This is a genomic window from Actinoallomurus sp. NPDC050550, assembly GCF_040655075.1.
Classification (GTDB): Bacteria; Actinomycetota; Actinomycetes; order Streptosporangiales; family Streptosporangiaceae; genus Actinoallomurus.
Window position 1 is genome coordinate 411,149 of sequence record NZ_JBFAJC010000003.1, and the last position, 22,112, is coordinate 433,260.

Below are 22,112 nucleotides of genomic sequence, written 5' to 3' on the forward strand. Positions count from 1 at the left end.
GTGCCACCGCACAGGCACGCCTGGCTGCCGTCGAGAGCACGTCATTCGCCCAGTCGGGTTTCAGCCGCTCAGGGTGCGTGGTGTCCGAGGGATCGGCGGAGTTCGTCGGCGAACTCGGCGGGTTGGGTGGCGAAGCCGACGTGGCCGCCGGGGAGTTCGATCGGCTTTCGGTTGAGTGTGGCGGCGAGTTCTGCGCCGGCCTTGTAGCAGGGGAGGCCGGATGATTCGCGTCCGGTGGCCGGGCTGATCTGGTCGGCGTGGACGGCGAGGGTGTCCAGGTCCAGATCGGTCGTGGGGTACTGGCGTAGTTCGTGCTCGAACCAGTAGGTGGCGTTGGCGCGGATACGGGGGTTGGTGAGGTCCATGGCACGGGCCATGGCGCGAGCGTCGGGAGCGGTGAAGGTGCGTTCGCGGAACAGCGTCATTGCCGGCGCGATGCCTGAGCGGCGGTACAGGTCGTAGACCTGGTGGAAGAAGTCGATCCAGCGCTGCCTGTCATGCAAGAGCCGAACCGCGGGCGGCTCGTACGCGACGACGTGGGTGACCGTTGCGGGGTGCCGGGTCAGCAGGTGCAGGGCGACGATCGCACCGGAACTGGTACCGAGGACCGTCGCGGTTCGGTGTCCGGTGTGTTCGATCAGGAGCTGGGCGTCGTGGGCATCGGTGTCAAGGCGGTGCGAGTAGTCCTGCGGGCCGTCGAGGGCGCTGCGGGAGAATCCGCGCCGGTCGTAGGTGGCCACGGTGAAGTAGGGCGCCAGATGCTCGGCGAGCGCGGTGAAGGGGCGGGCGTCGCCGTTGGCTCCCGGGATCAAGAGGAGCAGCGGGCCGCTGCCGCGGATGTCGTAGTGAAGCTTCGCGCCTGGTACGTCAACGATGGTCATGTGTCACTCGCTAGGTCGGGTCAGTGACGATCAGCGGCTGGCAGGTGGTGGTCTTCCTCGGGGGCCGCGTGGCTTGCGAGAGTGTCCCGGTTCGGCCCATGGCCTGGCCTGCGGATGCGGAGGTGCGCGCCGGGGTGAGGGATATGCCTGCGGCGGAAGGCGTGTCGGCCGAGTATGACCAGGAGGATCTTCCCCGCGACGATGGCCAGGACGACGTCGATGGACAGGCTGGTCCAGCGTGAGTTGGCCAGGACCGTTCCCCCTAGCCCGAGGTGGACGGCGACGGCGACCACGATCAGCGCGGTGAGCAGGATCGTGTTGCGGCGGCTGTGGCGCGCCGCGGTCGCCGGGCCGGCAGACGACTCCCCGGCGCCGTTCGCGGTCGTGATTTCTCCGCTCGAGGTTGTGGGCGGTGGCCAGGTCAGGGCTATCTGGTCGCGTCGACCGAACCGTTCCAGGTCGCGGGTGACGATGTCCTGGATGCGCTGTAGAGCGTCCTGGTCGGTGGCGTCCACCCGCAGGGTGAGGGTGTCGTCGGTGGCGTCAAGGGTGACCTGGCCCCACGGGGCGATGGTGATGACGCCATGGGTATCGGAGTGTTCGGCGTGGACACGCAGGTCGCCGCGGGCCAGTGCCGCGCCGGTGGCGTGCGGGCGGGGACGATGGCCGCCGCGGGTCTCTCCCATGGCGGCCGCGTGCCGGCACAACTGCACGAGGTAGCGGCTCGGCCGGTCGATCTGAAGCGCGATTTCCGAGGTCAGCATGCAGGGTCCTTGGGTGAGAAGTCGGGGCGGTGGTGGGGCGCTCACGTGCGGGTGCAGGTGGCCAGCCAGGCGGCGATGCCGTCGGCGTGAACGTTGGAGGAGCACACGGTGGGCTTGACCGACTCCAGGGCCCATCCGTCGGTGAAGCAGGATTCGAGGTTGTTTCGGGACAGCTTGTGCGGCACGTCCGGTTCGCCGGTATGCCGGTCGCTGTAGCAGAGGACGAACAACCGGCCGCCCGGCCGCAGCACCGCACGCAGGCCGTTCACGTAGATCGCACGGTCTGCGGCGTTGAAGGCGTGCAGGAACAGCGAGTCCAGGACGGTGTCGAAGATTTCGCCGAACTCTGCAACCCGTAGCGCGTCATAGTGCACGAACCGGGCTCGAACGCCCCGCTGGTGCGCTTTTCGCTCGGCCGCACGAAGGGCGCCGACGGCCAGATCGACGCCGGTGGCGTCCAGGCCGGATGCGGCGGCCATCAGCGTGTGTTCCCCGGTCCCGCAGCCGACGTCGAGGACACGCCCGCGAAGTGCCCCGTTGTTGGCGAGGGTGAGCATTGCCGGCTGGGGCGCTCCGATGTCCCATGGCGGACGCCCGGCGTAGGGGTCGACTGACCGGCTGTGGGCGTGCAGTGCGGACGGATCTGTCATAGGGGCTCTCTTCGGTCAGGCGTCGCGGTGACCGAGGACCAAGTCCGCGCACCGCTGCGGCGACTTACAGGCAGAACACGACGAGGCCGGCCCACGGGAAGGGGCGCTCACCTGGTGATGATTTTACAATACATTATGTCGTGAACGATACAAGTGTCTCTGATCGCTGCAATGCGTATCATTGCGGCATGCCGAGGATCTGGAGCGAGACGATCGCCGCGCATCGTGACGCCGTACGCGACGCCGTCTTGGACGCCACCGCGGTCCTGGTCGCCGAGCGCGGACTGGCCGGTGTGACGATGTCGCAGATCGCCAAGGACACCGGTATCGGGCGGGCGACGCTCTACAAGTACTTCCCCGACGTCGAGTCCATCCTGCGCGCCTGGCACGACCGTCAGATCGACGAACATCTCCAGCAGTTGCGCCATATCCGAGACCGGACTGAGGGCGCCGCGCGGCGGTTGGAGGCGGTGCTGACGGCCTACGCGGAGGCGATCTCGGGCAAGGGGCGGCATGACGGCGACCTCGCCGGCATGCTGCACAGCGGCGAGCACGTCGCCGCAGCTCACCAGCATCTGCGCGAGTTCCTCGAGGAACTGGTGGCAGACGCGGCCGCTGCCGGAGCCGTGCGCCAGGACGTCCCGGCCGATGAACTGACCCTCTACTGCCTACACGCCTTGGCGGCGGTCAGAAGCCTGCACGATCCGGCAGCGATCGACCGCCTCGTCCGAACCACCCTGACCGGGCTGCGCCCGAACGGCGTGACCAACGGTACGGCCAAGGGCGGAGCATCATGATGAGCGGGTCGCCGACGAAGAGCGGCACCTCCACCAGATGGCCCGGGATCTGATCGCCGACGCCGTCCAGTCCGGAGAGGTACGCCGCGACGCGGCGCCCTGGTTCGGTGCGGGGGGCGGCCTGAGGGACCGCCGCCCCCACACGATCAAAGGCTCAGCGCGGCCTCTTCATGCCGGGGAGAACAGTACAGACAAAGATCATCACACCGATGACCGCACCACCCCAGTCGAGCCCGACGATGGCGAACGTCCAGGCGGTCACCAGAGCCGGGAGGATGCCGAGCCGACTCCGCCGGCGCGGTGTCTTCCGATGCGATCCAGCAGCTCGCAGTACTGCCACGTGAGATCCGCTACGGGCGGCTGGCGCCGTCGTAGTGGGAGACCCAGTACGGGTTCGACATGCTGTCCAGCCTGATGACCTCGCCCGTCCGCGGGGCGTGGATGAACTTGCCGCCGCCGACATAGATGCCCTCGTGGCCCATGCTGTCGAAGTAGACCAGGTCACCGGCCTGAAGGTCGGCCTTGGAGACATGGCGGGTGGCCGAGTACTGGTCGGGGACCACCCGGGGGAGATTCACGCCGGCGGCGCGCCAGGACATCATCGTCAGCCCGGAGCAGTCATATCCCTTCGGGCCCGTGCCGCCCCAGATGTAGGGCTTGCCGAGCTGGGCGTAGGCGTACTGCACCGCCTGACGCGCCGGTCCTGAGGCCGGTCCGTTGTAGGTGCCACCGGCTCCCGAGCCGGGCGCGGCCGTGGCTTCACCGGCCTTGCGCAGCAGGCTCTTCTGCTTGGCGATGGCCTTCTCGACGGTGGCCTTGCGGTTCTTCAGCGCGGCGGCCTTCTGCGAGACGGTCTGGTACGCGGATTGCGCCTCGGCCTGTTCGCGGCGGATGCGCTGAGTAGAGGCCAGAAACGCCGACAGCTCCTGTCCGCGATTGTTCGACAGCTGCATGAAGACCGACATCTGGTTCAACGCTGCGTCGGGGTTCCTGGACGCGAGCAAGGTGGCGGTGCGCGAGTCGAGAGCGCCGTTCTTGTAGGCGTCGGCGGCGATCTGCGCGACCCGTCCACGCAGCTTCTCGTAGACGTTGCGCTCGCTCTTCACCTGGCCATTGAGCGCAGTGAGCCTCTTCTTCGCGGCATCCAGCTCGGTCTTGGCCTTGTTGTACTGATCAACGATCTTGTCGACCTGGCCATTGAGCTTCTCCAGCTCCTTCTTGGCCGCCGCGGCCGACGGTTTGGGAGCGGCCTCGGCCGGGAGCGCGGTGAGGGTCACGGCGGCCGTGACCGAGAGCGCCGCGCACAGCCGGAGCGAATGACGCCGCCGCAGGCGATCCACGGCGTACGCGTTGGTGGCAGGGTAGAAGAACGCCACGTGAGAAACTCCTCTCCTTCGCCGCTTACCGGGTTAGCTGTCGGGCTCGGGCCGGAGTAGCCCTACCGGACGTTCACACGCCCCGGATTCGCCCCGGGATATTCGGGTCCCCGGTTCCCTCAAGGGATTCAGCGGTCGGCCGTGCCTCGTGTGAAGCAGGGGGCGGCCGACTCCTACGCAGTGTAGGAGATCGTCGCGGTCGTCTGCCACCCGATGAACGATTCGCCGGAGTTCTTCGACAAGCGGCACGTCGGACGGCCGGTACCGTCGCAAGGAGCGTGCTCCTCTTCGCTCGTGCGTCGAGCGTCGGCACGCGGCCGCCGTCGTGTCCATGACGCTCGACGTCGCATGCGGGATCACCCTGGCGACGGGGAGGTTCCGTCAGCAGAAGAACGGCATCGCAGCGAGCCAGCCGGCAGAGATCATCCCGGGAAGGACCACCGAAGTCATCGCCGTGACCCACGTCAGACGCCGAATACGATCGTCGTCGGCGATCGCGGTCGGCGTCTCGAGCCGGGCGAGCCGTTGATCGAGCTCTGACCTGCCGGCGCTGTGGGCGGCCAGTCCACCGATCGGGCTCGGGGCGATCGCCAGTTTCCGGAGCGCGACGGCGACCGTGCGGCGGCCGCACCGCCGGGCGGCGACGTCGTCGGCGCTCATCTCCAGCAGGATGGGCAGGCAACGGCGGGCGCCCCGAAAGGTCGGCAGCCAGAACAGCGCAGCCGCCAGCGCGTCGACGACCGTGAGGAACAGATGGTGGCGGTAGCGCAGATGCGCCCGTTCATGCGCCAAGACAGCCTGAAGCTGCGTGTCGTCCAGCCGATCGAGAGCACCGCTGCTGACGACGATCGGGCGCTTGCGCGAGGGTACGCAGTAGGCGACCGGTACCGGGTGATCGAGGACGCAGACGTCTTCGATGTCCCCGGAAAGCCGGACGACGAACTGCAGCGCCTCCTGATGGCGACGGCGATGGGCCACCGTGCGTCGATACCTGGCGACGGCCACGCATGTGCCCGCGACCGCGCTGACGAGGAGCGCCAGGTTGAAGGCGTACGAGGCCGGTCCGCCGGATCCGTCGTGATGGTGCCAGCAGTCGGCCGCCCATTCCGCGGCCCGGTGCACCAGGCCATGACGGCCGGTCGAAACCAACACGACCACCCCGAGCAGGCCGGCGATGGTGCCCGCCAGGGCTCCCAACCACGCCAGCGCGCCCACCCGGGGAATCCGCTGGCACCAGGCGCTCCGGGCCAGCAACGGCCCGGCACCGATGCCGAGGGCGACGGTGATCGCGCCGAGCTCGACGAGCGGGCTCACCGTGATTCCGTAGGAGCCGAACGCTGCGCGAGCTCGACCAGCAGCCGGTGTGCGTCCCGGGGGTCGATGGTCTCGGCGAATCGGGCCAGGACCGGGCCGCGGTCGGTGGTCTCGGCCAGTGCCTCGGCCATCACCTGCGCGACGTGATCCTCACGGCTGCGCGTCGGGGCGTACCGCCACGCGTTGCGGTCCGCCGTCCGGGAGAGGAAGCCCTTCTGGACGAGCCGGTCGGCGACGGTCTGCACCGTCGTGTACGCCGAGCGCTTGGCCGATCCGGCGTTGACCTTCTCCATCAGCTCACGGATGAGCAGAGGGTTCTGGGCGTCCCACAGTGCCTCCATGATCGCTCGTTCGAGCGGCCCTGCGATCGCCACCTGTCCGTCTCCCTCCGCGGCCCGCACCATTGTGACCTATCGATCACTCGGGCTTCCTCCACATTAGGACGCCTCCGCCTCACTCGGCGAGAGCGCTGCGCAGCACTCGGTGCTCCCGAACCAACCGGCTGCGCGTGCCCCGAGCTCTATGTACCGGCTCTCTCGGGCCGGTACATGGAGACCCGAGCGTTGCTATCCGGTGACGCCGGCCGGCTCCTGCTGCCTTTCCCTGTTGCGTGGGTCGCTGAACTCGGTCATCCCGGGGACGAGGAGTGCCAGCAGGGCACTGCAGATCACTAGTAGTCCGGAGCCTGTGAGTACGGTCTGCGCTCCCACCGCGTGGACCATGATCGGGATGAGGGCGAAACCCACTGGGCTCAATCCGTAGGAGACGAGAAAGTCCAGCGAGGAGATCCGGGCCTGCAGACAGGCCGGTACTTCACGTTGGATCGCGGTGAACCACGGAATGTTGAAGACCTCGATCCCTATCCCGCCGATGGCGCAGGCGGCCACGATGATCCAGCTGTGTGACGCGTAGGCGAGAGAGATCGGGACGAGCCCGTAGCCGCCGAGCATGATCATGGCTGGGATGCCGACGCGTCGTGGTCTCCATCGGCTCATCAAGACGGCGCCCGCGATCGCGCCGGCGGCGTAGGCGCCGAGGGCAAGGCCGATGAGCGTCGTGGAGTCGAACCGTTGCCGGCTGACGACGGGCAGCATCACGTACTTGGCCGCTTCACCGAGGGCGAGCCAGCAGGCGAGTGCGGTGAGACCGGCGAGAAACCACCGGTGACGGCGCGCTTCGGCCAGCCCTTGGCGGAACTCGGTCAGCGCGTTGGCGCCGGCCTTCTCCGTGGGCGCGGCGTGGTGTCTCGGGATGGTGGTGGCGAGTAGTGCGGACACCATCCACAGGGCGGCCGAGGCCGTCAGGCTCAGGCTCTGGCCGGCGGCGGTGTACAGGGCTACCGCTGCGGTCGGTCCGCCCACCAGGCAGATCCGCAGGCTGAGTGTGGTGATCGCGTTGGCTTCCTGGAGCCGGTCCTTGGCGAGCAACTCTGCGACGAGCGGTTGGTAGGCGCTGCGGAAGACCCCCTCGCCCGCGCCAGCACAGCAGATCGCGGCGCAGATGACGAGGAGGGGCAGGCCGGCGACGAGCCCGACGACCGCGGTAGCGCCGCCACGCACCGCGCTCGAGATGGCCAGGACGACCGCGCGTGGGTAGCGATCGGCGATGATGCCGCCGGGCAGGGAACCGACGACGAATCCGAGTGTCCGCGCGCCCAGCACCAGTCCGAGCGCGGTCAGGCCCTGAGGTCGGTCGAGGACGGCGAGTGTCAACGCCGTGGGCATCATCCCGGTCGCGGCTGCGGACGCCGAGTAGCTCAGCCAGAGGCGGCGGAATGCTCTTTCGCGGAGCAGCGTCAGCATCGATCCCACCTCCTGTCCGAAGGCACCAGCGCCGGGCTGGGCGAACCGAGCTCGGCCGCCAGGCCGGGCAGGTGGTTCGCGCACTCCTCGGCCGGCCTCGTCGAGTACGGCATCAGCTCCTGGGCACGTTTGCGCAGGGCCTCCGGGTCGGCGGTGGTGGTGAGTCCGTGGGCGCTCAGCCAGTCGTCGTTGAAGGCGGTGGCGAGATACCGTTCACCGCGGTCGGAGGCCAGGAAGGCCACCTGTTCGCCGGGATGACCACGGGTCGCCTTCGCGAGGGCGACGGTGAGCGCCGCACCGGTGGAGACGCCGGCGAGCAGGCCTTCGGAACGCACCAGGGTGCGGCACGCCTGGTAGGCGTCCTCGTCGGTGATCTTGTACACCTCGTCCACCAGCGATAGGTCCGACAGATTGCTCGGTGTCCAGCTCAGCCCCACGCCGGGTGTGAGGTAGGGGCGTGGTTCGCCACCGAACACGGTCGACCCCTCGACATCAACGCCGATCACCTCCACGACCCGAGAGCGTTCTTTCACCGCGCGGGCGATACCGCCGAGTTGACCTCCGGTGGAAACGGTGCACACGACCGCCGCCAGGTGGTCGGCCTGGTCGAGCAGTTCCTGAGCGGTGGTCTGGTAATGCGCCTCGCTGTTGAGCGGGTTGAAGCACTGATCGGGGCGGAATGAGCCCGGGATCTGGTGTTGCAGCCTGTTGGCGAGCGCGATCCGTGTCTTGTGGTACGAACCGGAGTCATCGGGTTCGTCGACGAGGATGATTTCCGCCCCGTACGCCTCCAGCAGGCCGCGATTGGTAGGAGTGAGTTTAGGGTCGACGATGGCGATCACTCGATAGCCGTGTGAGGCGCCGATCATCGCGAGTGCGATGGAGAAATTTCCTGATGAGGACTCGATGATCGTGCCGCCGGTGGCGAGCAGTCCCGTCCGCTCGGCTTGTTCGATGATGTACCAGGCCGGCCGATCCTTCAGGCTGCCCGCCGGATTCGCGCTTTCCAGTTTGACGATGAGTTGGGCCTCATTATGGGTCGTCAGATTGCGAAGACGTACAACGGGAGTGGATCCGATGACGTCCAGGAGTTCTGGGACACACGTGTGCCTTGTCTGCATGGGTGATGCTCCTGACCAGTGTGCGGCGTGACCGTTGGCCTTCCGCGCCGGTACGGCGTCCGGCGCACGCCACTGATCAGGATCGAAAAACGCACAGCACGGCCAGGGCGGTCGCCCTCGTCAGGCGTGCCTCCAGGTGACTTGCGGGTGATGGTGTCGGTGGTGACCGCTCCCGTCCGCTCTCCTCAGCGCTCACCCACCCGATCATCGGCAGGATGTGGGAGATGGCTGGAGCGAACTGGGACAAAATAGTCGCTATTGTCCGGCTGTCCAGGGTCGAGCCCATTGGGAGTTCGTCGTGGCATCTATCCCCGCCGTTGCCGCAGTCGGCGTGCTCGAACTCGGCGGCAATCGAATGAAGGGAATAAGTGACGGCAGAACCAAGGTGAGAGTCGCCGTGAAAATGCCCTACAGGGACACATGCGCACCCGTACGCCATGAACGCGAATAGTGACAGGAAGCCCCGCGCCAGCATGGCGGTGCGGTCCCGACCTAATACGGTGATTCTGGCGAACTCCACCACGTTGACAACCCTAGGTGGGAGATTGCTATGCCCGCCTAAGGTGAAGGTGGAGACTCATTAATGGTTTGGTGGATCGGAGGGTGATTCTGCTCAGCTCAGATCCAAGTACCAGCTCATGTGCTCGCCGAACGTGCGCAGAACGACTTCGTGTTCGCCGATGAAAGACGGACGGCAGGGTAGTGGGCCGATGACGGTCAGATGCCAGCGTTCCGCCTCGGCTCGATGTCCCGGGATGAAGCGGTACCTTCCCAGATCGGGATGCCGCCAGCACCCGACGACGGCTTCGACCCGCCAGACGAGGCCATCCTCACCTTCGATCCGCGTCGGGTATCCGCCGCCCTCCGTATGTTCGAAGGTCACCGTTACGCGCCGCACGGCACCCCGGTTCCGGCGAGTGGTCGTTCGCGTCCAGAGGTGGGCCGTACGGCGGACCGGTGCGGGTGCCGTGTCGGGCTGATGGTCTGAATGGCCGAACCGGCTGTCCGCTGAACGGGGCGTCGCGGTGGAAGTGGCATTTCGCTACAGAGGTGATCGATGGTATCTCCTACAAGGGTTAGTGAGCATAGCCGGGTGAAGCAACCCGACTCGCGGCCCTGCGGTGTCGTGATGGCGTCATCGGCGGGCCCGAGTCGGCCCCATGGCGGGCGTGTCCTCCACCGTGTATCAGGATCATCGGGTGGGTGCCACCTGGGAAATCGATCATCGTCGCGGTATGTGTCCAACCTGGGCGTGACCGGTGAGATGGGACGCTTCCGTCCGTGGTGCGTCTCAGGGGGACTTGCCGCGTTCGCGGCATTGCTACTACATTGCGTCGGAGTTGGGCTGCGATCTACCTTCTACCCGGAAGGTACGGCCTGACCCGCCTAATCCCGCACTGCTGCCGCGGCGCGGGAGCCGGGGACCCATGCGTTCTCTGGGGTGAATCCGCGTGTGCGGTAGGGCTTCTCCTGGCCCGAACCCGTCAGCTAACCCGGTCGGCGGCGTAGGGAGAGAGATGGATCCGGTAGGGCAGAAGCTGCTGCAGATCGCCAAGAGCCAGCTGGGGTACGCGGAGAAGAGCGGCGGTTACACCAAGTACGGAGACTGGTACGGCACGCACGTCGACAAGGGGTCCTTTTACAGGACGGCTCCCTGGTGTGACATGTTCTTGGCCTGGGCCGCCGACAAGGCCGGTGTCGAGGACTGGGCGGGGCAGTTCGCCTCCACCCCTGAGCACGCGCTGTGGTTCCAGAAGCATCACGCGTGGGGGCACAAGCCCGAACCGGGGGCGATCGTCTTCTTTTCCTTCTCCGGGAACAAGAGCATCGGCGGCATCGAGCACGTCGGCATCGTCGAGAAGGTCGACGGCCACACGCTGCACACGATCGAGGCCAACCACAACGATCAGCTGCTGCGCGTCACCCGCGACATCGGCCAGGTCGTCGGGTTCGGCTACCCGGCGAAGGTGAAGGTCAAGGGCAGGCCAATCCCGGGCACCGAGCAGAGGGTAGAGAAGACCGAGCAGAAGTACGTGCCCAGGCACTCGGCTCCACCGCCGTCCGTCACGTCCCTCGTCACCGATTCAGACCCGGCGACGAACATCGCCCGCACCTCCCAGTCCACCCCCGACCAGCCGTCCCCGCTCATCGAGCAAGGGGCCGCGCTGACCGGGCTCTTGGCCGTTGTGGTGTTCGGCACGGTTGCGCTGGCCATCGCCAAGTCCAAGGTGCCGGTGCCGTCGTCCGGCGTGCAGCTTCGTAAGCGGGGGCGGCACCACCGCACTCCGGTGGAACTGCCGGCCGATGTCACGGTGGCTCACCTTGACGAGGCCGATGCGAGCACCGCCCTTATGCCCGCGCTGACGGCGGCGGCAGCGGCACATGCCGAGGACCGGGAGTTCTGGGGGAGGATCGCTGAGCTCGAAGAGGACGCCGAGCTCGACTTCTGGGACTCGTTGCACTCGGTCGTGGCCGATACGCGACCGATGGCGGCCTCGTCGAGGTCGGGGACGTCACGCGGCCGTTGAATGCCTCCAGCCATCTTCACCGTAGGGCATTCCTCCGGGCGGCCACCGGATGACGACCTCCTCAGCCGATGGAATTCGAGCGGTGCGAGCCCTCGACGGCCTGGTCTCCGTGCGGACTCTTGAGGACTACCGTCGTGTTGGGCGTCTCGTCCGTCGAGAGCTCGAAGACGCCGAGCGGTGGCGACGCGAACTTCTCAGCCGGTCTGTCGGCACATCGGACCGTGTCCACGTCGCTGCGAGACGGTTGCTCTGCGTCTGGAACGCCTACGTGCTGCAAACGATCGGCGAGCACCTGCTCGACGCGGTGCGGCCGTACGACGACGGCGAGGTCCAAGGGGAGGCGGCGACTCGGATCCTCGCATCGTTCGGGCAGGTCGAGCGCTGGCTGTTCCAGGCGCGTCGAATAGCGCTCGATCCGACGTATCGGATCGAGAACCATGTTGATCTGCCTGCGGAACCACCGCCATGGCATGAGGGCGGGACCACCGCTCCGCTCCTGACGGCCACCGTGATGGCCACGCGGGCGATCCACGCGCGGGGTATGGTCGCCCTGGCCGACGACGACGCACACGCATCGCACGGCCGATCTGAAGATCTCCTAGAGTTCCGGCGGATGCTCGCGCGCGCCATGGACGCGATCGCGTATGCGGAGCGATCGTCCTCCGGCGGCGATGGGATGACCTTGCTGACGCCGCCGGACATCCACCTGCGTTACGCGGTCCGGACGCTGTACGTCTTCGGTCAGCTCCTCGCGATGCCGCAGCTCCTCGACCGCCGGGACACGACGAGGGCGGTCTCACTGGTCGCCCATGTGCCGGCGGAGGTCGACCCCTGGTGTCTGACGGATCCCCACCAGCGCGACGACCTGCGGGCGCTTCCGCCGGCACGCGTCATGCTCGAGAGGATGTGGGCGACCGACACCTGCCCGATGGCGACGGCCCGTATCCAGGCCCAGATCGATGCCGCGTTGCGGACGGGGGCGATCGCCTTCGCCGTCGACCGGACCGGGGAACGCCTGGGCAGTTTCCACCGCTGTCCGTGGCCTGCCGTCTATGAGGTGCGGCATCGGGTGACCATCGGCGGTATCCGTCTGTGGCCGTTGCAGCACTTCACCTACGACGTCACGGGTCCCGGCGAAACGCCGCTGTTCGCACGCCGCATCGTCGTGTCGGTCTTCACGTCGGCGGATGCGCGGATCGGCTGATCAGCCGACGAGCGAAGTCGATGACTGCGAAGGCGGGGTTGCGCCGTCTTAACTCCTACAAGTCGTAGTGAATGCTGAGGAGGACAGGAATGCCGGGTCGGCCGACCGCATGGGTTCGACTGCTGGCAGCCCGTCGTGGCGAGGTGTCCGCAGATCCCTTGGAGGACCGCAGGCAGAGGAGCCGCATCTCATGCCAACAACTGCGCGAAACCGGACGATCGTGGTGCGACGGTCTCGGTGTCGTCGCCGAACGGCAGGCGTCGCTCAAGTCGGCTGAACGGTGGGCATCGCTCTGGAACGCCTGCGGACTTCAGACCCTGGCGGAGCACATGCTGGACGCGGACTACGCCGCTCACCCGCAGACGGCCGGTTTCGTATCCGTGGCAACGGCAGAGCAGGTCTCGGTGTTCTACGACGAGGTCGAATCGTGGATATCCCGAGCAGGAGGAGAGGCCTCCGAAGCCGGCGGTCAGGCCGAGCGGGCTTGTTTCCCCACCCCGTTTCCGCGCTGGGTCAAGATCGATCCCTGCCCGCGTGCCCACCTGGTCGCGATGGTCGCTGCGGGGAAGGACGTAGCCCGACGTGCCGTCGGCGTACTGGCCGATGGTGTCTGCGGTCCAAGGCCGAGTGTGGAGCATGTCGGCCATCTCCGGCGCATGCTGGCCGAGTCGTCCGCGACGATCTATTTCGCCGACGAGATGCTGGCCGACGGCCCTGGACGGGCGCATCGAGCTGCTACCGCCCATCACTTGCGGCGTGCCATCGAGACCCTCTACGAATTCGGACAGTTGGCGGTCATGCCTCACCTCCTCGACCGCGACGTAGACGCATCACCACCAGGGGCGACGCCTGAGCGTCCGTTGCGCTCCACCACGTGACAATGACCCGCCAGGGCGAATGACGTGGTCGGCGCGGTGTCCCGCCGGGCCAGGGCGCCTTCGACCGCCGCCACCGGCGGCGGTCGAAGGCCCGGCCGGTCAGGCGCGGTAGCCGAGCACGGTCATCATTCCCGCCTCCAGGTGGTAGGCGTTGTGACAGTGGCTCATCCATCGGCCTGGATTGTCGGCATCGAAGTCACACGTCACCGTCTGGTTCGGTAGCACGATGACGGTGTCCTTGCGGGGGCCGTTGCCGTTGATCTGGAAGGTGTGGCCGTGAATGTGCATCGGATGCCACATCGTCGTCCGGTTCCGGAAGGTGACGCGGACACGCTGGCCGGACCGGACAGGAAGCGGCCGTCCCGGGTCGTAGGGGCGGCCGTTGATCCCCCAGTTGTAGTGCGTCATCGAGCCGGTGAGGTCGAGTCGGTGCTCGACGTCCGGCTTTTTGGGCGCCAGCCGTACCTGATCAGCCGGTCGCAGATCCGCGTACCCGAGGATCTTCCCAGCCAACTGCCGGAGCCGGGCGGACGCCGACGGCGGGTCTCCCGAACCGGTGCGGATCAGTGCCCTTGCGGTGGATCCTTTTCCCTCGGCGAACGCGGTCAGGGGAAAGACTCCATCGTTCAGAGTGACGACGACGTCGTAGCGTTCGCCCATTCCGATCAGGAGGGCGTCGGTGTCCATGGGAACCACGGGGAAGCCGTCGGTATGGGTGACGCGCATGCGGTGCCCGCCGAGGGCGACCCGGAAGGCGGTGTCGCTCCCGGCGTTGATGAGGCGGATCCGTACCCGGTGGCGAGGTCGGGTGCGGAACGTCACGGGCGCCGCGGCGACCCGTCCGTTGATCAGGTAATGCGGGTATTTCACATCCCCCGCGTCGCCGCCGAGCAGGTCGCTGTTGGCGCCCATCAGCATCGGCCCCATGTCCATGCCGTCCATCCCGCTCATGCCGCCCATGCCCTTGCGGAGCATCGCGAGCACCTGATCAGGAGTGTTCCCCGCGCCGTCGATCCAGTCGTCGAGGACGACGGTCCACTCGTCGTCGTAGGCGCCCGGTTCGGAGGGGTCTTCGACGATCAGCGGTGCGTACAGCCCGCGGTCCAGTTGGACGCCGGTGTGCGGGTGGAACCAGTACGTGCCGGGGTTCTCGGCGACGAACCGGTAGCTGAACGTCTGCCCGGGCTTGACGGCGCTTTGCGTGAGGTCGGGAGAGCCGTCCATGTCGTTGCGCAGCGCGAGTCCGTGCCAGTGGACGGTGGTGTCCGCTGGGAGGTGGTTGACGAGCCGAGCCTCGATGACGTCTCCGGCGCGGACCCGGATCTCCCGGCCGGGCAGCACGCCGTCGTAGGTCCAGGTCGTGACCGTAGGCCCACCGAGGTCGATGCGGCTCGAGATGCTGTTCAAGGTGAAGGTGCGGGTCCGGCCGGTGGTACGGCGAGCGGCTTCGGCCGCCGTGACCCGCGCGTCGGTGGGCTGGACCCACCGCGGTTCGGTGGGGGAGGAGCCGCAGGCTGCCAGCAACCCCATTCCGGAAGCGGCCAGGCCGGTGCGCAGGAACGCGCGGCGATCTATTGGGGGCATGAAAGACACCTCGTCGGTGAAGTCCCGTCCTTTGCCGGAGGGAACGTCAGGGGATAGGTCGAGATAGGGCCGTAGGCACGGGTGCAGGGCCGGATGGTGCGGTCCGTTCGAAACCGCGATCATCGGGTCTGCTGGGTTTACTCGGCGGTGGCTCGCCTGCCGGTTGACGGCGCGGTGGGCAGGTCGCCGAGATGTCGCTCGGGGAGGGGCCGCCGATGCTGGTAGGCCGCCCCTCCCGACGGGTCACATGTTCTTGAGCAGGTTCCGCATCGTGGTGATCTCGGCGCTCTGGGAACTGATGATGGAGTTCGCCAGGGCCTTGGCGTCGGCGTTAGAGCCCTGTGCCTGCTCGGTCTTGGCCATGGTGATGGCACCCTGGTGATGCTTGATCATCATCTGCAGGAACGCCTTGTCGAAGGCCTTGCCGGTGAGCGTGCCGAGCTTCTTCATGTCCTGTTCGGACATCATTCCCTCGCCCATGTGCATTCCGCCCGGTGAGGGCGTCGACTCGCCCCAGGACTTGAGCCAGCCGGTCATTTTGTCGATCTCCGGCTGCTGGGCGTTCTCAATCCGGGTGGCCAGCTTCTTGACCTCGGGTGAGGATGCCCTCGTGGCGGCCTGTTCGGCCATGATGATCGCCTGCTGGTGGTGCGGGATCATCATCTGCGCGAACATCACGTCCTGGGCGTTGTGGCCGGCCGTTTCCGGAGCCGAGCTCATGCTCATGGCCGGACCCATGGAATGACCACTCATCGAGTGACCGGTGTCCTTGTTGTCACTCCCGCCGCACGCGGCGAGCGTGAGAGCGGCGACCGGGACGACGATGAGGGAGAAAGCGCGTTTCATCGATCTTTGACCTTCCGTACTCGGGTGTGCTGAATCAGGCGTAGCGGGTCATCGGCGGACCCGGACGCCTGTCACAGCCGGAGTACGGAGAGTTGGAAGACCGATGGTGGAGGCGGTGCGCGGCCTTGGTGATCGTGTCCCCGGCCGGCCGAGCCGGTCGTTGCGGCAGGCCGCCTGCTGCGACCGACGAAGGCGGCGGAGAGGATCAGCAGTGCGGCCATGACCAGGAGGGCCAGGCATACCTGGCCGCCTGGGTGCTCGTGGCCAGGAGAGTGGTGCGCCGGTGGCACGGTCATGTGGTGCCCGGTCTCGGCGCTCGTGTGATTCATGCCGGGCATCGCGACGGCGACTGCGGTCGGGTGCGTTTCGACCGGGCTGGCCGTGGCCTGCAGCCCGTGCATCGCGAACAGGCCGAGCATCGTCAACGCCATGAGCAGCAGGCGGCCCGGCGACCTCGCCGCCTCGCGCGACGCCCGCTGCTCGTTCATGCTCACGACCATACCGGAGGTGTCTCGTCCGCTGATTCCGTCCTGCCGCATGGCCGGTGTTCGTGATTCCGGCGCGGTAAATGTCGGCCACCAAAGATGCGATGAAATCGCGGCCGATCCGAGCCTCATCTGTGATCGAGGCGGCGAGGAAGGCTGCCGACCTCGGTCGTCGATCATTATCGCCAGGCCATCGTCGGCGGATTGGCTCCAATGCGCTCCGGCCGGACTCTTGCCGACGAAGCTCCTTGACCTTACATTTAATGCGCAGGTCTTCGGGGGGACAAAAGGCTTGCGGCGGCGAAACCGGTGGGAGGGTACATGAGCTGGTATCTTGCCGTACTCAGGAATTATGCAGGTTTCGTTGGGCGAGCACGCCGTACGGAATACTGGATGTTCGTCCTCTTCAACGTCATCATCACCGTGGTGCTTGATTTGATCGGCATGGCGGTGAAGCTGGTCAGCATCCTCGGCTTCGTTTACGGACTCGCGGTGCTCATCCCGTCGATCGCGGTGGGTGTCCGCCGGCTGCACGACACCGGGCGGTCCGGATGGTGGTTGCTGATCGGCATCATCCCCATCATCGGGACCATCATCCTCATCGTCTTCATGGCGACCCCCGGCGACCGCGGAGACAACACCTACGGTCCAGACCCGAAGCTGGAGCCGCAGCCGACGGCCTGATTCGTGCGCGCCATGAACCGGCGGGTGCGGGTCGATCTCCTGGGCGCGAGCTCGACAGATTCGGTCCGCATGCCGCACGGTCATCGAGCCATGGCCGCATGGTGATCGGAGCCGGCGGCCGAGTTGGCGCCGGCGGCCGCCCGCACCTGCGGGCTCGTGGACGGATTCCCTCTGAGCCGCGGCCGACCGGAGAGATCGCCCGTCACGTCACCTCCGCTCAGGGCGACCGTCGGCGTCCGGGGAGAGGTCGCCGGCCGCGATGCGCAGGGCCACGAGGCGTTCGGTGATCTCGGCGGCCTCTCCCTGCGTCAGGCCGGGCAGGCCGAAGGCGGACTCGTTCAGTGCGGCCGTCGCCTCGCGCGCCATCGCACTCCCTTCCTCGGTGATCTTGGCCAGCACGACGCGCCGGTCGTCGGGGGAGGGGCACCGTTCGACGAGCCCGCGCTGTTCGAGTCGGCTGATCACGTTGGTGACCGACGCGGGGTGGACCATGAGGCGCCGGCCCATCTTGCCCATCGGCAGGCTGCCTGTGCGGGCCAGGGCCAGGAGTTGCAGCGCCTCGTAGGCGGCGAAGGTCAGGGCGTACGGCTTAAGCGTCTCCTCGATCCGGCTGAGCAGGAGCTGCTGCACGCGCATGATCGAGGTCACGGCGGCCATGTGATCCGCGTGTTCCGGCCAGCGCCGGGTCCACTGCCGGTGGGCTTCCGCGATGGGATCGAATGGCTGGGGCACCGGCTCACCGTATGAGAGATCGGTGACGGACGCGACGGCCGGCCGCTTCGCTGCCCGGCGCCTTGACCGATTCCAGGCGACATCCTACTTTGACTTCAAAATATTGGACGTCCAAGTAACTGGACCGCATGCTCGGGTGTCCGGCGCTGCGGCATCCGATTCTCGGGGAGGGCATGGTGACCGGATCCACCAACGAGGATCTGCATCGGCCGGTGCATCCGGTGCGGTTCGTGACGGCGGCGGCGTTGTTCGACGGCCACGACGCCGCGATCAACATCATGCGGCGCATCCTGCAGTCGCAGGGTGCCGAGGTGATCCACCTGGGGCACAACCGGTCGGTGCAGGAGGTCGTCGACGCCGTCGTGGAAGAGGACGCGGCGGGAGTGGCGGTCAGCTCGTACCAGGGCGGTCACGTCGAGTACTTCGAGTACCTGGCCCAGGCGCTGAGGCAGGCGGGCCGGGGACACGTGCGGGTCTACGGCGGTGGCGGTGGCGTTATCGTCGCCGAGGAGATCGCCCGGCTGGCGGACGCCGGGGTGCGCATCTTCTCGCCCGAAGACGGCCAGCGTCTGGGCCTGCCGGGAATGATCAATGAGCTGGTCCGCGACTGCGACGTGGACCTGGCCGCCGACCCGTCCCCGGCCGAGGCCGTTCTGGCCGGAGAGCGTCGCGCGCTGGCGCGCGCCATCACCTGCCTCCAGGACGGCAGGCTCCCGGCGACGGACCGGGAGGCGCTGGCGGCCGCCGCCGGCTCCCGCCGCGTACCCGTCCTGGGCATCACCGGCACGGGCGGCTCGGGCAAGTCCTCCCTCACCGACGAGCTGGTACGCCGGCTGCGCACCGACCAGCAGGACAAGCTCCGGGTCGCGGTGCTGGCGGTCGACCCGACCCGCCGCCGTGGCGGCGGCGCGCTCCTGGGCGACCGGATCCGGATGAACTGCCTCGACGGTGACCATGTCTTCTTCCGTTCGCTGGCCACACGCGGTGCCCGCGAGCTGCCGGAGAACATCGAAGCGGTGATCGACGCCTGCAAGGCCGCCGGATACGACCTGGTGATCCTTGAGACGCCGGGGATCGGGCAGGGGGACGCGGCGATCGTCCCGTTCGTCGACGTGTCGCTGTACGTGATGACACCCGAGTTCGGCGCGGCCTCGCAGCTCGAGAAGATCGATATGCTGGACTTCGCCGACGTCGTGGCGATCAACAAGTTCGAGCGGCGCGGTGCCGCCGACGCCCTGCGCGACGTGTCCCGGCAGCTGATCCGGAACCGGGAGGCCTTCGGCGCGCGCCCGGAGGACATGCCGGTCTTCGGGACCAGCGCCGCCACGTTCAACGACGACGGCGTGACCGCCCTCTACCGGCAGCTGACCGGTCTGCTCGCCGAGCACGGCCTCGTCCTGCAGCCCGGGGTGCTACCGCCCGTGGAGGGCCGTACCTCGACCGGTGCCGCCCAGATCGTCCCGCCGGCCCGCGTACGCTACCTCGCCGAGATCGCTGAGACCGTACGCGCGTACCACGCCGAGACCGCCCGTCAGTGCGCCGCCGTCCGGCGCGTACAGCGCTTGAGCGAGGTCGCCGCGGAGCTCACCGGCGAACCCGCCGCCGCCGTGACCGAACTCCTCGATCGAGCGTGCCGTGACGTCGCCCCCGCCGACGCCGAGCTCATCGAGACCTGGCCGGCCGTCGTCGAGGCGTACTCCGGAGAGGAGCAGGTCGTACGGATCCGGGACCGGGAACTGCGCACGCGACTGACGCGCGAGTCCCTGTCCGGCAACCGCATCCCGCGGGTCGCGCTGCCGCGCTACACCGACCATGGGGAACTGCTGCGGTTCCTGCGCGAGGAGAACCTGCCCGGGCGGTTCCCGTTCACGGCGGGGGTGTTCCCGTTCAAGCGGGAGGGCGAGGACCCGGCGCGGATGTTCGCCGGAGAGGGGGATGCCTTCCGGACGAACCGGCGGTTCAAGCTGCTGTCGGCCGACAGCGAGGCGACCCGGCTGTCGACGGCGTTCGACTCGGTCACCCTGTACGGGCGGGACCCGGGGCAGAGCCCGGACGTGTACGGCAAGATCGGCACCTCGGGGGTGTCGATCGCGACGCTGGAGGACATGAAGGCCCTCTACGACGGATTCGATCTGGCCGCCCCGACGACCTCGGTGTCCATGACGATCAATGGACCGGCTCCGACGATCCTGGCGTTCTTCCTCAATACCGCGATCGACCAGGCACTGGACGCCTTCCGGAGCGAACACGGCCGCGAGCCGGCCGAGCAGGAGACGGCCGACATCCGGGCCCGTACTCTCGCGACGGTGCGGGGCACCGTGCAGGCCGACATCCTCAAGGAGGACCAGGGGCAGAACACCTGCATCTTCTCGACCGAGTTCAGCCTGCGGATGATGGCCGACATCCAGGAATGGTTCATCGCCCACCAGGTCCGGAACTTCTACTCGGTGTCCATCTCCGGCTACCACATCGCCGAGGCCGGCGCGAACCCCATCAGCCAGCTCGCCTTCACCCTCGCCAACGGGTTCACCTACGTGGAGGCGTATCTGGCGCGCGGCATGGACGTCGACGACTTCGCTCCTAACCTGTCGTTCTTCTTCTCCAACGGGATGGACCCGGAGTACAGCGTCCTGGGCCGGGTGGCCCGCCGGATCTGGGCGATGGTGATGCGGGACCGCTACGGCGCGAACGAACGGTCGCAGAAGCTGAAGTACCACGTTCAGACCTCGGGCCGGTCGCTGCACGCGCAGGAGATGGACTTCAACGACATCCGTACCAGCTTGCAGGCCCTCATCGCCATCTACGACAACTGCAACAGCCTGCACACCAACGCCTACGACGAGGCCGTCACCACGCCCACCGAGGAGTCGGTACGCCGGGCCCTGGCCATCCAGCTCATCATCAACCGTGAGTGGGGTCTGGCGATGAACGAGAACCCGCTGCAGGGCTCCTTCATCATCGATGAGCTCACCGACCTGGTCGAGGAGGCGGTGCTGACCGAGTTCGACCGGATCAGCGAGCGCGGGGGAGTGCTGGGGGCGATGGAGACCGGCTACCAGCGCGGCCGGATCCAGGACGAGTCGATGCTGTACGAGCGGCGCAAGCACGACGGGACCCTGCCCATCATCGGCGTCAACACCTTCCGGAACCCCCACGGCGGGACGGCCACGGCCGGGCCGGTCGAACTGGCCCGTGCGACGGAGGCCGAGAAGCGGTCCCAGCTCGAGCGGGTCGGCGACTTCCAGAACCGCCACCGGGAGGAGGCGCACGCCGCACTCGTCGCCCTGAAGGACGCCGCCAGGAACGGCGACAACGTGTTCGCCGCGCTGATGGACGCCGCGCGCGTGTGCAGCCTGCAGCAGATCACCGACGCCTTCTTCGAGGTCGGCGGCCAGTACCGCCGCAGCGTCTGACAGGGAGACCCATGAGCGACATCACGCGTATCGGCGTCATCGGCTGCGGCCTGATGGGGTCCGGCATCGCCGAGGTCTGCGCCCGTTCCGGGCTGGACGTCATCGTCCGGGAGATCGACGAGTCCGCGGCCGAGGCCGGGCGCGCCCGCATCGAGAAGTCGATGCGGCGAGCCGTCGACGCCGGCAAGCTGGGCGGGGACGACCGGGACGCCGCGCTGGCCCGGCTGCGTTTCACCACCGGGCTGGACGCCCTGGCCGACCGCGACCTGGTCATCGAGGCGGCGACGGAGAATCCCCAGGTCAAGGCCGCGCTGTTCACCGAACTCGACGCCGTCGTCAAGCGACCCGACGCGATCCTGGCGACCAACACCTCGTCGATCCCCATCATCCAGGTGGCCCGCGCCACCACCCGGCCCGCCCAGGTGGTCGGGCTGCACTTCTTCAACCCGGTACCCGTCCAGCGGCTCGTCGAGGTGATCCCCTCGGTGCTCACGGCCGAGGCCGTGCTCGAGCGCGCCCGGGTCTTCGCCACCGAGGCGCTCGGCAAGACCGCGATCACCGCGCCCGATCGGTCCGGGTTCGTGGTCAACGCCCTGCTCGTTCCGTACCTGCTGTCGGCCGTTCGCATGCTCGAGGCGGGCCACGCCACCGCCGAGGACATCGACACCGGCATGACGCTCGGCTGCGCGCATCCGATGGGCCCGTTGCGCCTGTGCGACCTGATCGGCCTGGACACCCTCGTTTCGGTCGCCGAGTCGCTGTACGAGGAGTTCAAAGAGCCCCTTTACGCCGCCCCGCCCCTGCTGCGGCGCATGGTCGACGCCGGCCTGCTCGGCCGCAAGAGCGGCCGCGGCTTCTACGACTACCGGGAGAAGTGATGACCGACGTCCCCGTCTTCGAACTGCCGGAGGAGCACCGGATGCTCCGCGAGACGGTGCGCTCGCTGGCCGATGACAAGATCGCTCCGCGGGCGGCGGAGACGGATGAGAGCGGGGAGTTCCCCCAGGCCGTCTACGACGCGCTGGTGCAGGCCGACCTGCACGCCGTGCACGT

General features: G+C 67.7%; 21 protein-coding genes and 2 riboswitches. Of the genes, 8 read left to right on the forward strand and 13 right to left on the reverse strand.

Annotated features, from left to right (window positions below; genetic code table 11):
• Nucleotides 1-68 precede the first annotated feature (68 nt).
• From AB0I04_RS06325 to AB0I04_RS06335, 3 genes are read right to left on the reverse strand one after another with little or no spacing between them, the layout of a single operon-like run.
• Nucleotides 69-881, reverse strand: a complete 813-nt coding sequence (locus AB0I04_RS06325) for an alpha/beta hydrolase (RefSeq protein WP_360879895.1) — start codon at nt 879-881, stop codon at nt 69-71.
• 20 nt (nt 882-901) lie between these two features.
• The gene (locus AB0I04_RS06330) at nt 902-1,645 is read right to left on the reverse strand and encodes a DUF2218 domain-containing protein (RefSeq protein ID WP_360879899.1); all 744 of its coding nucleotides are present in this window, start codon (nt 1,643-1,645) and stop codon (nt 902-904) included.
• 41 nt (nt 1,646-1,686) lie between these two features.
• The gene (locus tag AB0I04_RS06335) at nt 1,687-2,295 is read right to left on the reverse strand and encodes a class I SAM-dependent methyltransferase (RefSeq protein WP_360879902.1); all 609 of its coding nucleotides are present in this window, start codon (nt 2,293-2,295) and stop codon (nt 1,687-1,689) included.
• Nucleotides 2,296-2,483: 188 nt separating this feature from the next.
• On the opposite strand from AB0I04_RS06335, the gene AB0I04_RS06340 reads away from it, so the two are divergent.
• Nucleotides 2,484-3,092: a TetR/AcrR family transcriptional regulator gene (locus AB0I04_RS06340; protein WP_360879905.1), complete on the forward strand. Its 609-nt coding sequence runs from the start codon at nt 2,484-2,486 to the stop codon at nt 3,090-3,092.
• Nucleotides 3,093-3,442: 350 nt separating this feature from the next.
• On the opposite strand, the gene AB0I04_RS06345 is transcribed toward AB0I04_RS06340, so the two are convergent.
• The 6 genes from AB0I04_RS06345 to AB0I04_RS06370 all read right to left on the reverse strand — a co-directional run bounded on the left by AB0I04_RS06345 (nt 3,443) and on the right by AB0I04_RS06370 (nt 9,603).
• Nucleotides 3,443-4,468 carry an NlpC/P60 family protein gene (locus AB0I04_RS06345; RefSeq protein ID WP_360879908.1) on the reverse strand — a complete coding sequence of 342 codons (1,026 nt, stop codon included), beginning with the start codon at nt 4,466-4,468 and terminating at the stop codon, nt 3,443-3,445.
• A 6-nt stretch (nt 4,469-4,474) separates the two neighbouring features.
• Nucleotides 4,475-4,612, reverse strand: a riboswitch (cyclic di-AMP (ydaO/yuaA leader).
• A 237-nt stretch (nt 4,613-4,849) separates the two neighbouring features.
• Nucleotides 4,850-5,683: a M56 family metallopeptidase gene (locus AB0I04_RS06350; protein ID WP_360879911.1), complete on the reverse strand. Its 834-nt coding sequence runs from the start codon at nt 5,681-5,683 to the stop codon at nt 4,850-4,852.
• A 95-nt stretch (nt 5,684-5,778) separates the two neighbouring features.
• Nucleotides 5,779-6,156 carry a BlaI/MecI/CopY family transcriptional regulator gene (locus AB0I04_RS06355; RefSeq protein ID WP_360879914.1) on the reverse strand — a complete coding sequence of 126 codons (378 nt, stop codon included), beginning with the start codon at nt 6,154-6,156 and terminating at the stop codon, nt 5,779-5,781.
• A 192-nt stretch (nt 6,157-6,348) separates the two neighbouring features.
• Nucleotides 6,349-7,584 carry an MFS transporter gene (locus tag AB0I04_RS06360; protein WP_360879917.1) on the reverse strand — a complete coding sequence of 412 codons (1,236 nt, stop codon included), beginning with the start codon at nt 7,582-7,584 and terminating at the stop codon, nt 6,349-6,351.
• Nucleotides 7,578-8,705 carry a cysteine synthase family protein gene (locus AB0I04_RS06365; RefSeq protein WP_360879920.1) on the reverse strand — a complete coding sequence of 376 codons (1,128 nt, stop codon included), beginning with the start codon at nt 8,703-8,705 and terminating at the stop codon, nt 7,578-7,580. Before AB0I04_RS06365 ends, AB0I04_RS06360 begins: the two co-directional genes overlap by 7 nt.
• A 613-nt stretch (nt 8,706-9,318) precedes the next feature.
• Complete coding sequence (locus AB0I04_RS06370) at nt 9,319-9,603, reverse strand: hypothetical protein (RefSeq protein ID WP_360879923.1); 285 nt, start codon at nt 9,601-9,603, stop codon at nt 9,319-9,321.
• A 475-nt stretch (nt 9,604-10,078) separates the two neighbouring features.
• Nucleotides 10,079-10,223, forward strand: a riboswitch (cyclic di-AMP (ydaO/yuaA leader).
• On the opposite strand from AB0I04_RS06370, the gene AB0I04_RS06375 reads away from it, so the two are divergent.
• The 3 genes from AB0I04_RS06375 (at nt 10,223) to AB0I04_RS06385 (ending at nt 13,315) form a co-directional block, all read left to right on the forward strand.
• Nucleotides 10,223-11,233, forward strand: a complete 1,011-nt coding sequence (locus AB0I04_RS06375) for a CHAP domain-containing protein (RefSeq protein WP_360879926.1) — start codon at nt 10,223-10,225, stop codon at nt 11,231-11,233. (Overlaps the previous riboswitch by 1 nt.)
• 268 nt (nt 11,234-11,501) lie before the next feature.
• Complete coding sequence (locus AB0I04_RS06380) at nt 11,502-12,437, forward strand: hypothetical protein (protein WP_360879929.1); 936 nt, start codon at nt 11,502-11,504, stop codon at nt 12,435-12,437.
• Nucleotides 12,438-12,595: 158 nt separating this feature from the next.
• Entirely contained in the window at nt 12,596-13,315 is a 720-nt protein-coding gene (locus AB0I04_RS06385) for a hypothetical protein (protein WP_360879932.1), read from the forward strand.
• A gap of 99 nt (nt 13,316-13,414) precedes the next feature.
• Here AB0I04_RS06385 and AB0I04_RS06390 read toward each other — a convergent pair whose 3' ends face one another.
• The 3 genes from AB0I04_RS06390 to AB0I04_RS06400 form a co-directional block, all read right to left on the reverse strand.
• Nucleotides 13,415-14,899 carry a multicopper oxidase family protein gene (locus tag AB0I04_RS06390; protein ID WP_360879935.1) on the reverse strand — a complete coding sequence of 495 codons (1,485 nt, stop codon included), beginning with the start codon at nt 14,897-14,899 and terminating at the stop codon, nt 13,415-13,417.
• A gap of 243 nt (nt 14,900-15,142) precedes the next feature.
• Nucleotides 15,143-15,745, reverse strand: coding sequence for a DUF305 domain-containing protein (locus AB0I04_RS06395; RefSeq protein WP_360879938.1), 603 nt, complete (start codon nt 15,743-15,745; stop codon nt 15,143-15,145).
• A 71-nt stretch (nt 15,746-15,816) separates the two neighbouring features.
• Nucleotides 15,817-16,233, reverse strand: a complete 417-nt coding sequence (locus AB0I04_RS06400; protein WP_360879941.1) for a DUF6153 family protein — start codon at nt 16,231-16,233, stop codon at nt 15,817-15,819.
• A 318-nt stretch (nt 16,234-16,551) separates the two neighbouring features.
• Between AB0I04_RS06400 and AB0I04_RS06405 the strand changes: the two genes are divergently transcribed.
• Nucleotides 16,552-16,914 carry a DUF805 domain-containing protein gene (locus AB0I04_RS06405; RefSeq protein ID WP_360880010.1) on the forward strand — a complete coding sequence of 121 codons (363 nt, stop codon included), beginning with the start codon at nt 16,552-16,554 and terminating at the stop codon, nt 16,912-16,914.
• 207 nt (nt 16,915-17,121) lie between these two features.
• Here AB0I04_RS06405 and AB0I04_RS06410 read toward each other — a convergent pair whose 3' ends face one another.
• Nucleotides 17,122-17,646, reverse strand: a complete 525-nt coding sequence (locus AB0I04_RS06410; RefSeq protein WP_360879944.1) for a MarR family transcriptional regulator — start codon at nt 17,644-17,646, stop codon at nt 17,122-17,124.
• 173 nt (nt 17,647-17,819) lie between these two features.
• Here AB0I04_RS06410 and icmF point away from each other — a divergent pair, with 173 nt between their 5' ends.
• The 3 genes from icmF to AB0I04_RS06425 all read left to right on the forward strand — a co-directional run.
• A complete protein-coding gene (icmF, locus tag AB0I04_RS06415) occupies nt 17,820-21,059 on the forward strand; it encodes a fused isobutyryl-CoA mutase/GTPase IcmF (RefSeq protein ID WP_360879947.1) in 3,240 nt (1,079 codons plus the stop codon).
• 11 nt (nt 21,060-21,070) lie between these two features.
• The gene (locus AB0I04_RS06420) at nt 21,071-21,937 is read left to right on the forward strand and encodes a 3-hydroxybutyryl-CoA dehydrogenase (protein WP_360879950.1); all 867 of its coding nucleotides are present in this window, start codon (nt 21,071-21,073) and stop codon (nt 21,935-21,937) included.
• 41 nt (nt 21,938-21,978) lie between these two features.
• A partial coding sequence (locus AB0I04_RS06425; RefSeq protein ID WP_360880013.1) for an acyl-CoA dehydrogenase family protein occupies nt 21,979-22,112 on the forward strand: 134 nt, incomplete at its 3' end.

Bases quoted from the DNA above. Each gene is read 5' to 3' on its own strand.
- AB0I04_RS06325 (WP_360879895.1), bottom strand. From the start codon at position 881: ATGACCATCGTTGACGTACCAGGCGCGAAGCTTCACTACGACATCCGC.
- AB0I04_RS06330 (WP_360879899.1), bottom strand. From the start codon at position 1,645: ATGCTGACCTCGGAAATCGCGCTTCAGATCGACCGGCCGAGCCGCTAC.
- AB0I04_RS06335 (WP_360879902.1), bottom strand. From the start codon at position 2,295: ATGACAGATCCGTCCGCACTGCACGCCCACAGCCGGTCAGTCGACCCC.
- AB0I04_RS06340 (WP_360879905.1), top strand. From the start codon at position 2,484: ATGCCGAGGATCTGGAGCGAGACGATCGCCGCGCATCGTGACGCCGTA.
- AB0I04_RS06360 (WP_360879917.1), bottom strand. From the start codon at position 7,584: ATGCTGACGCTGCTCCGCGAAAGAGCATTCCGCCGCCTCTGGCTGAGC.
- AB0I04_RS06365 (WP_360879920.1), bottom strand. From the start codon at position 8,705: ATGCAGACAAGGCACACGTGTGTCCCAGAACTCCTGGACGTCATCGGA.
- AB0I04_RS06375 (WP_360879926.1), top strand. From the start codon at position 10,223: ATGGATCCGGTAGGGCAGAAGCTGCTGCAGATCGCCAAGAGCCAGCTG.
- AB0I04_RS06390 (WP_360879935.1), bottom strand. From the start codon at position 14,899: ATGCCCCCAATAGATCGCCGCGCGTTCCTGCGCACCGGCCTGGCCGCT.
- AB0I04_RS06395 (WP_360879938.1), bottom strand. From the start codon at position 15,745: ATGAAACGCGCTTTCTCCCTCATCGTCGTCCCGGTCGCCGCTCTCACG.
- AB0I04_RS06400 (WP_360879941.1), bottom strand. From the start codon at position 16,233: ATGAACGAGCAGCGGGCGTCGCGCGAGGCGGCGAGGTCGCCGGGCCGC.
- AB0I04_RS06405 (WP_360880010.1), top strand. From the start codon at position 16,552: ATGAGCTGGTATCTTGCCGTACTCAGGAATTATGCAGGTTTCGTTGGG.
- icmF (WP_360879947.1), top strand. From the start codon at position 17,820: ATGGTGACCGGATCCACCAACGAGGATCTGCATCGGCCGGTGCATCCG.
- AB0I04_RS06420 (WP_360879950.1), top strand. From the start codon at position 21,071: ATGAGCGACATCACGCGTATCGGCGTCATCGGCTGCGGCCTGATGGGG.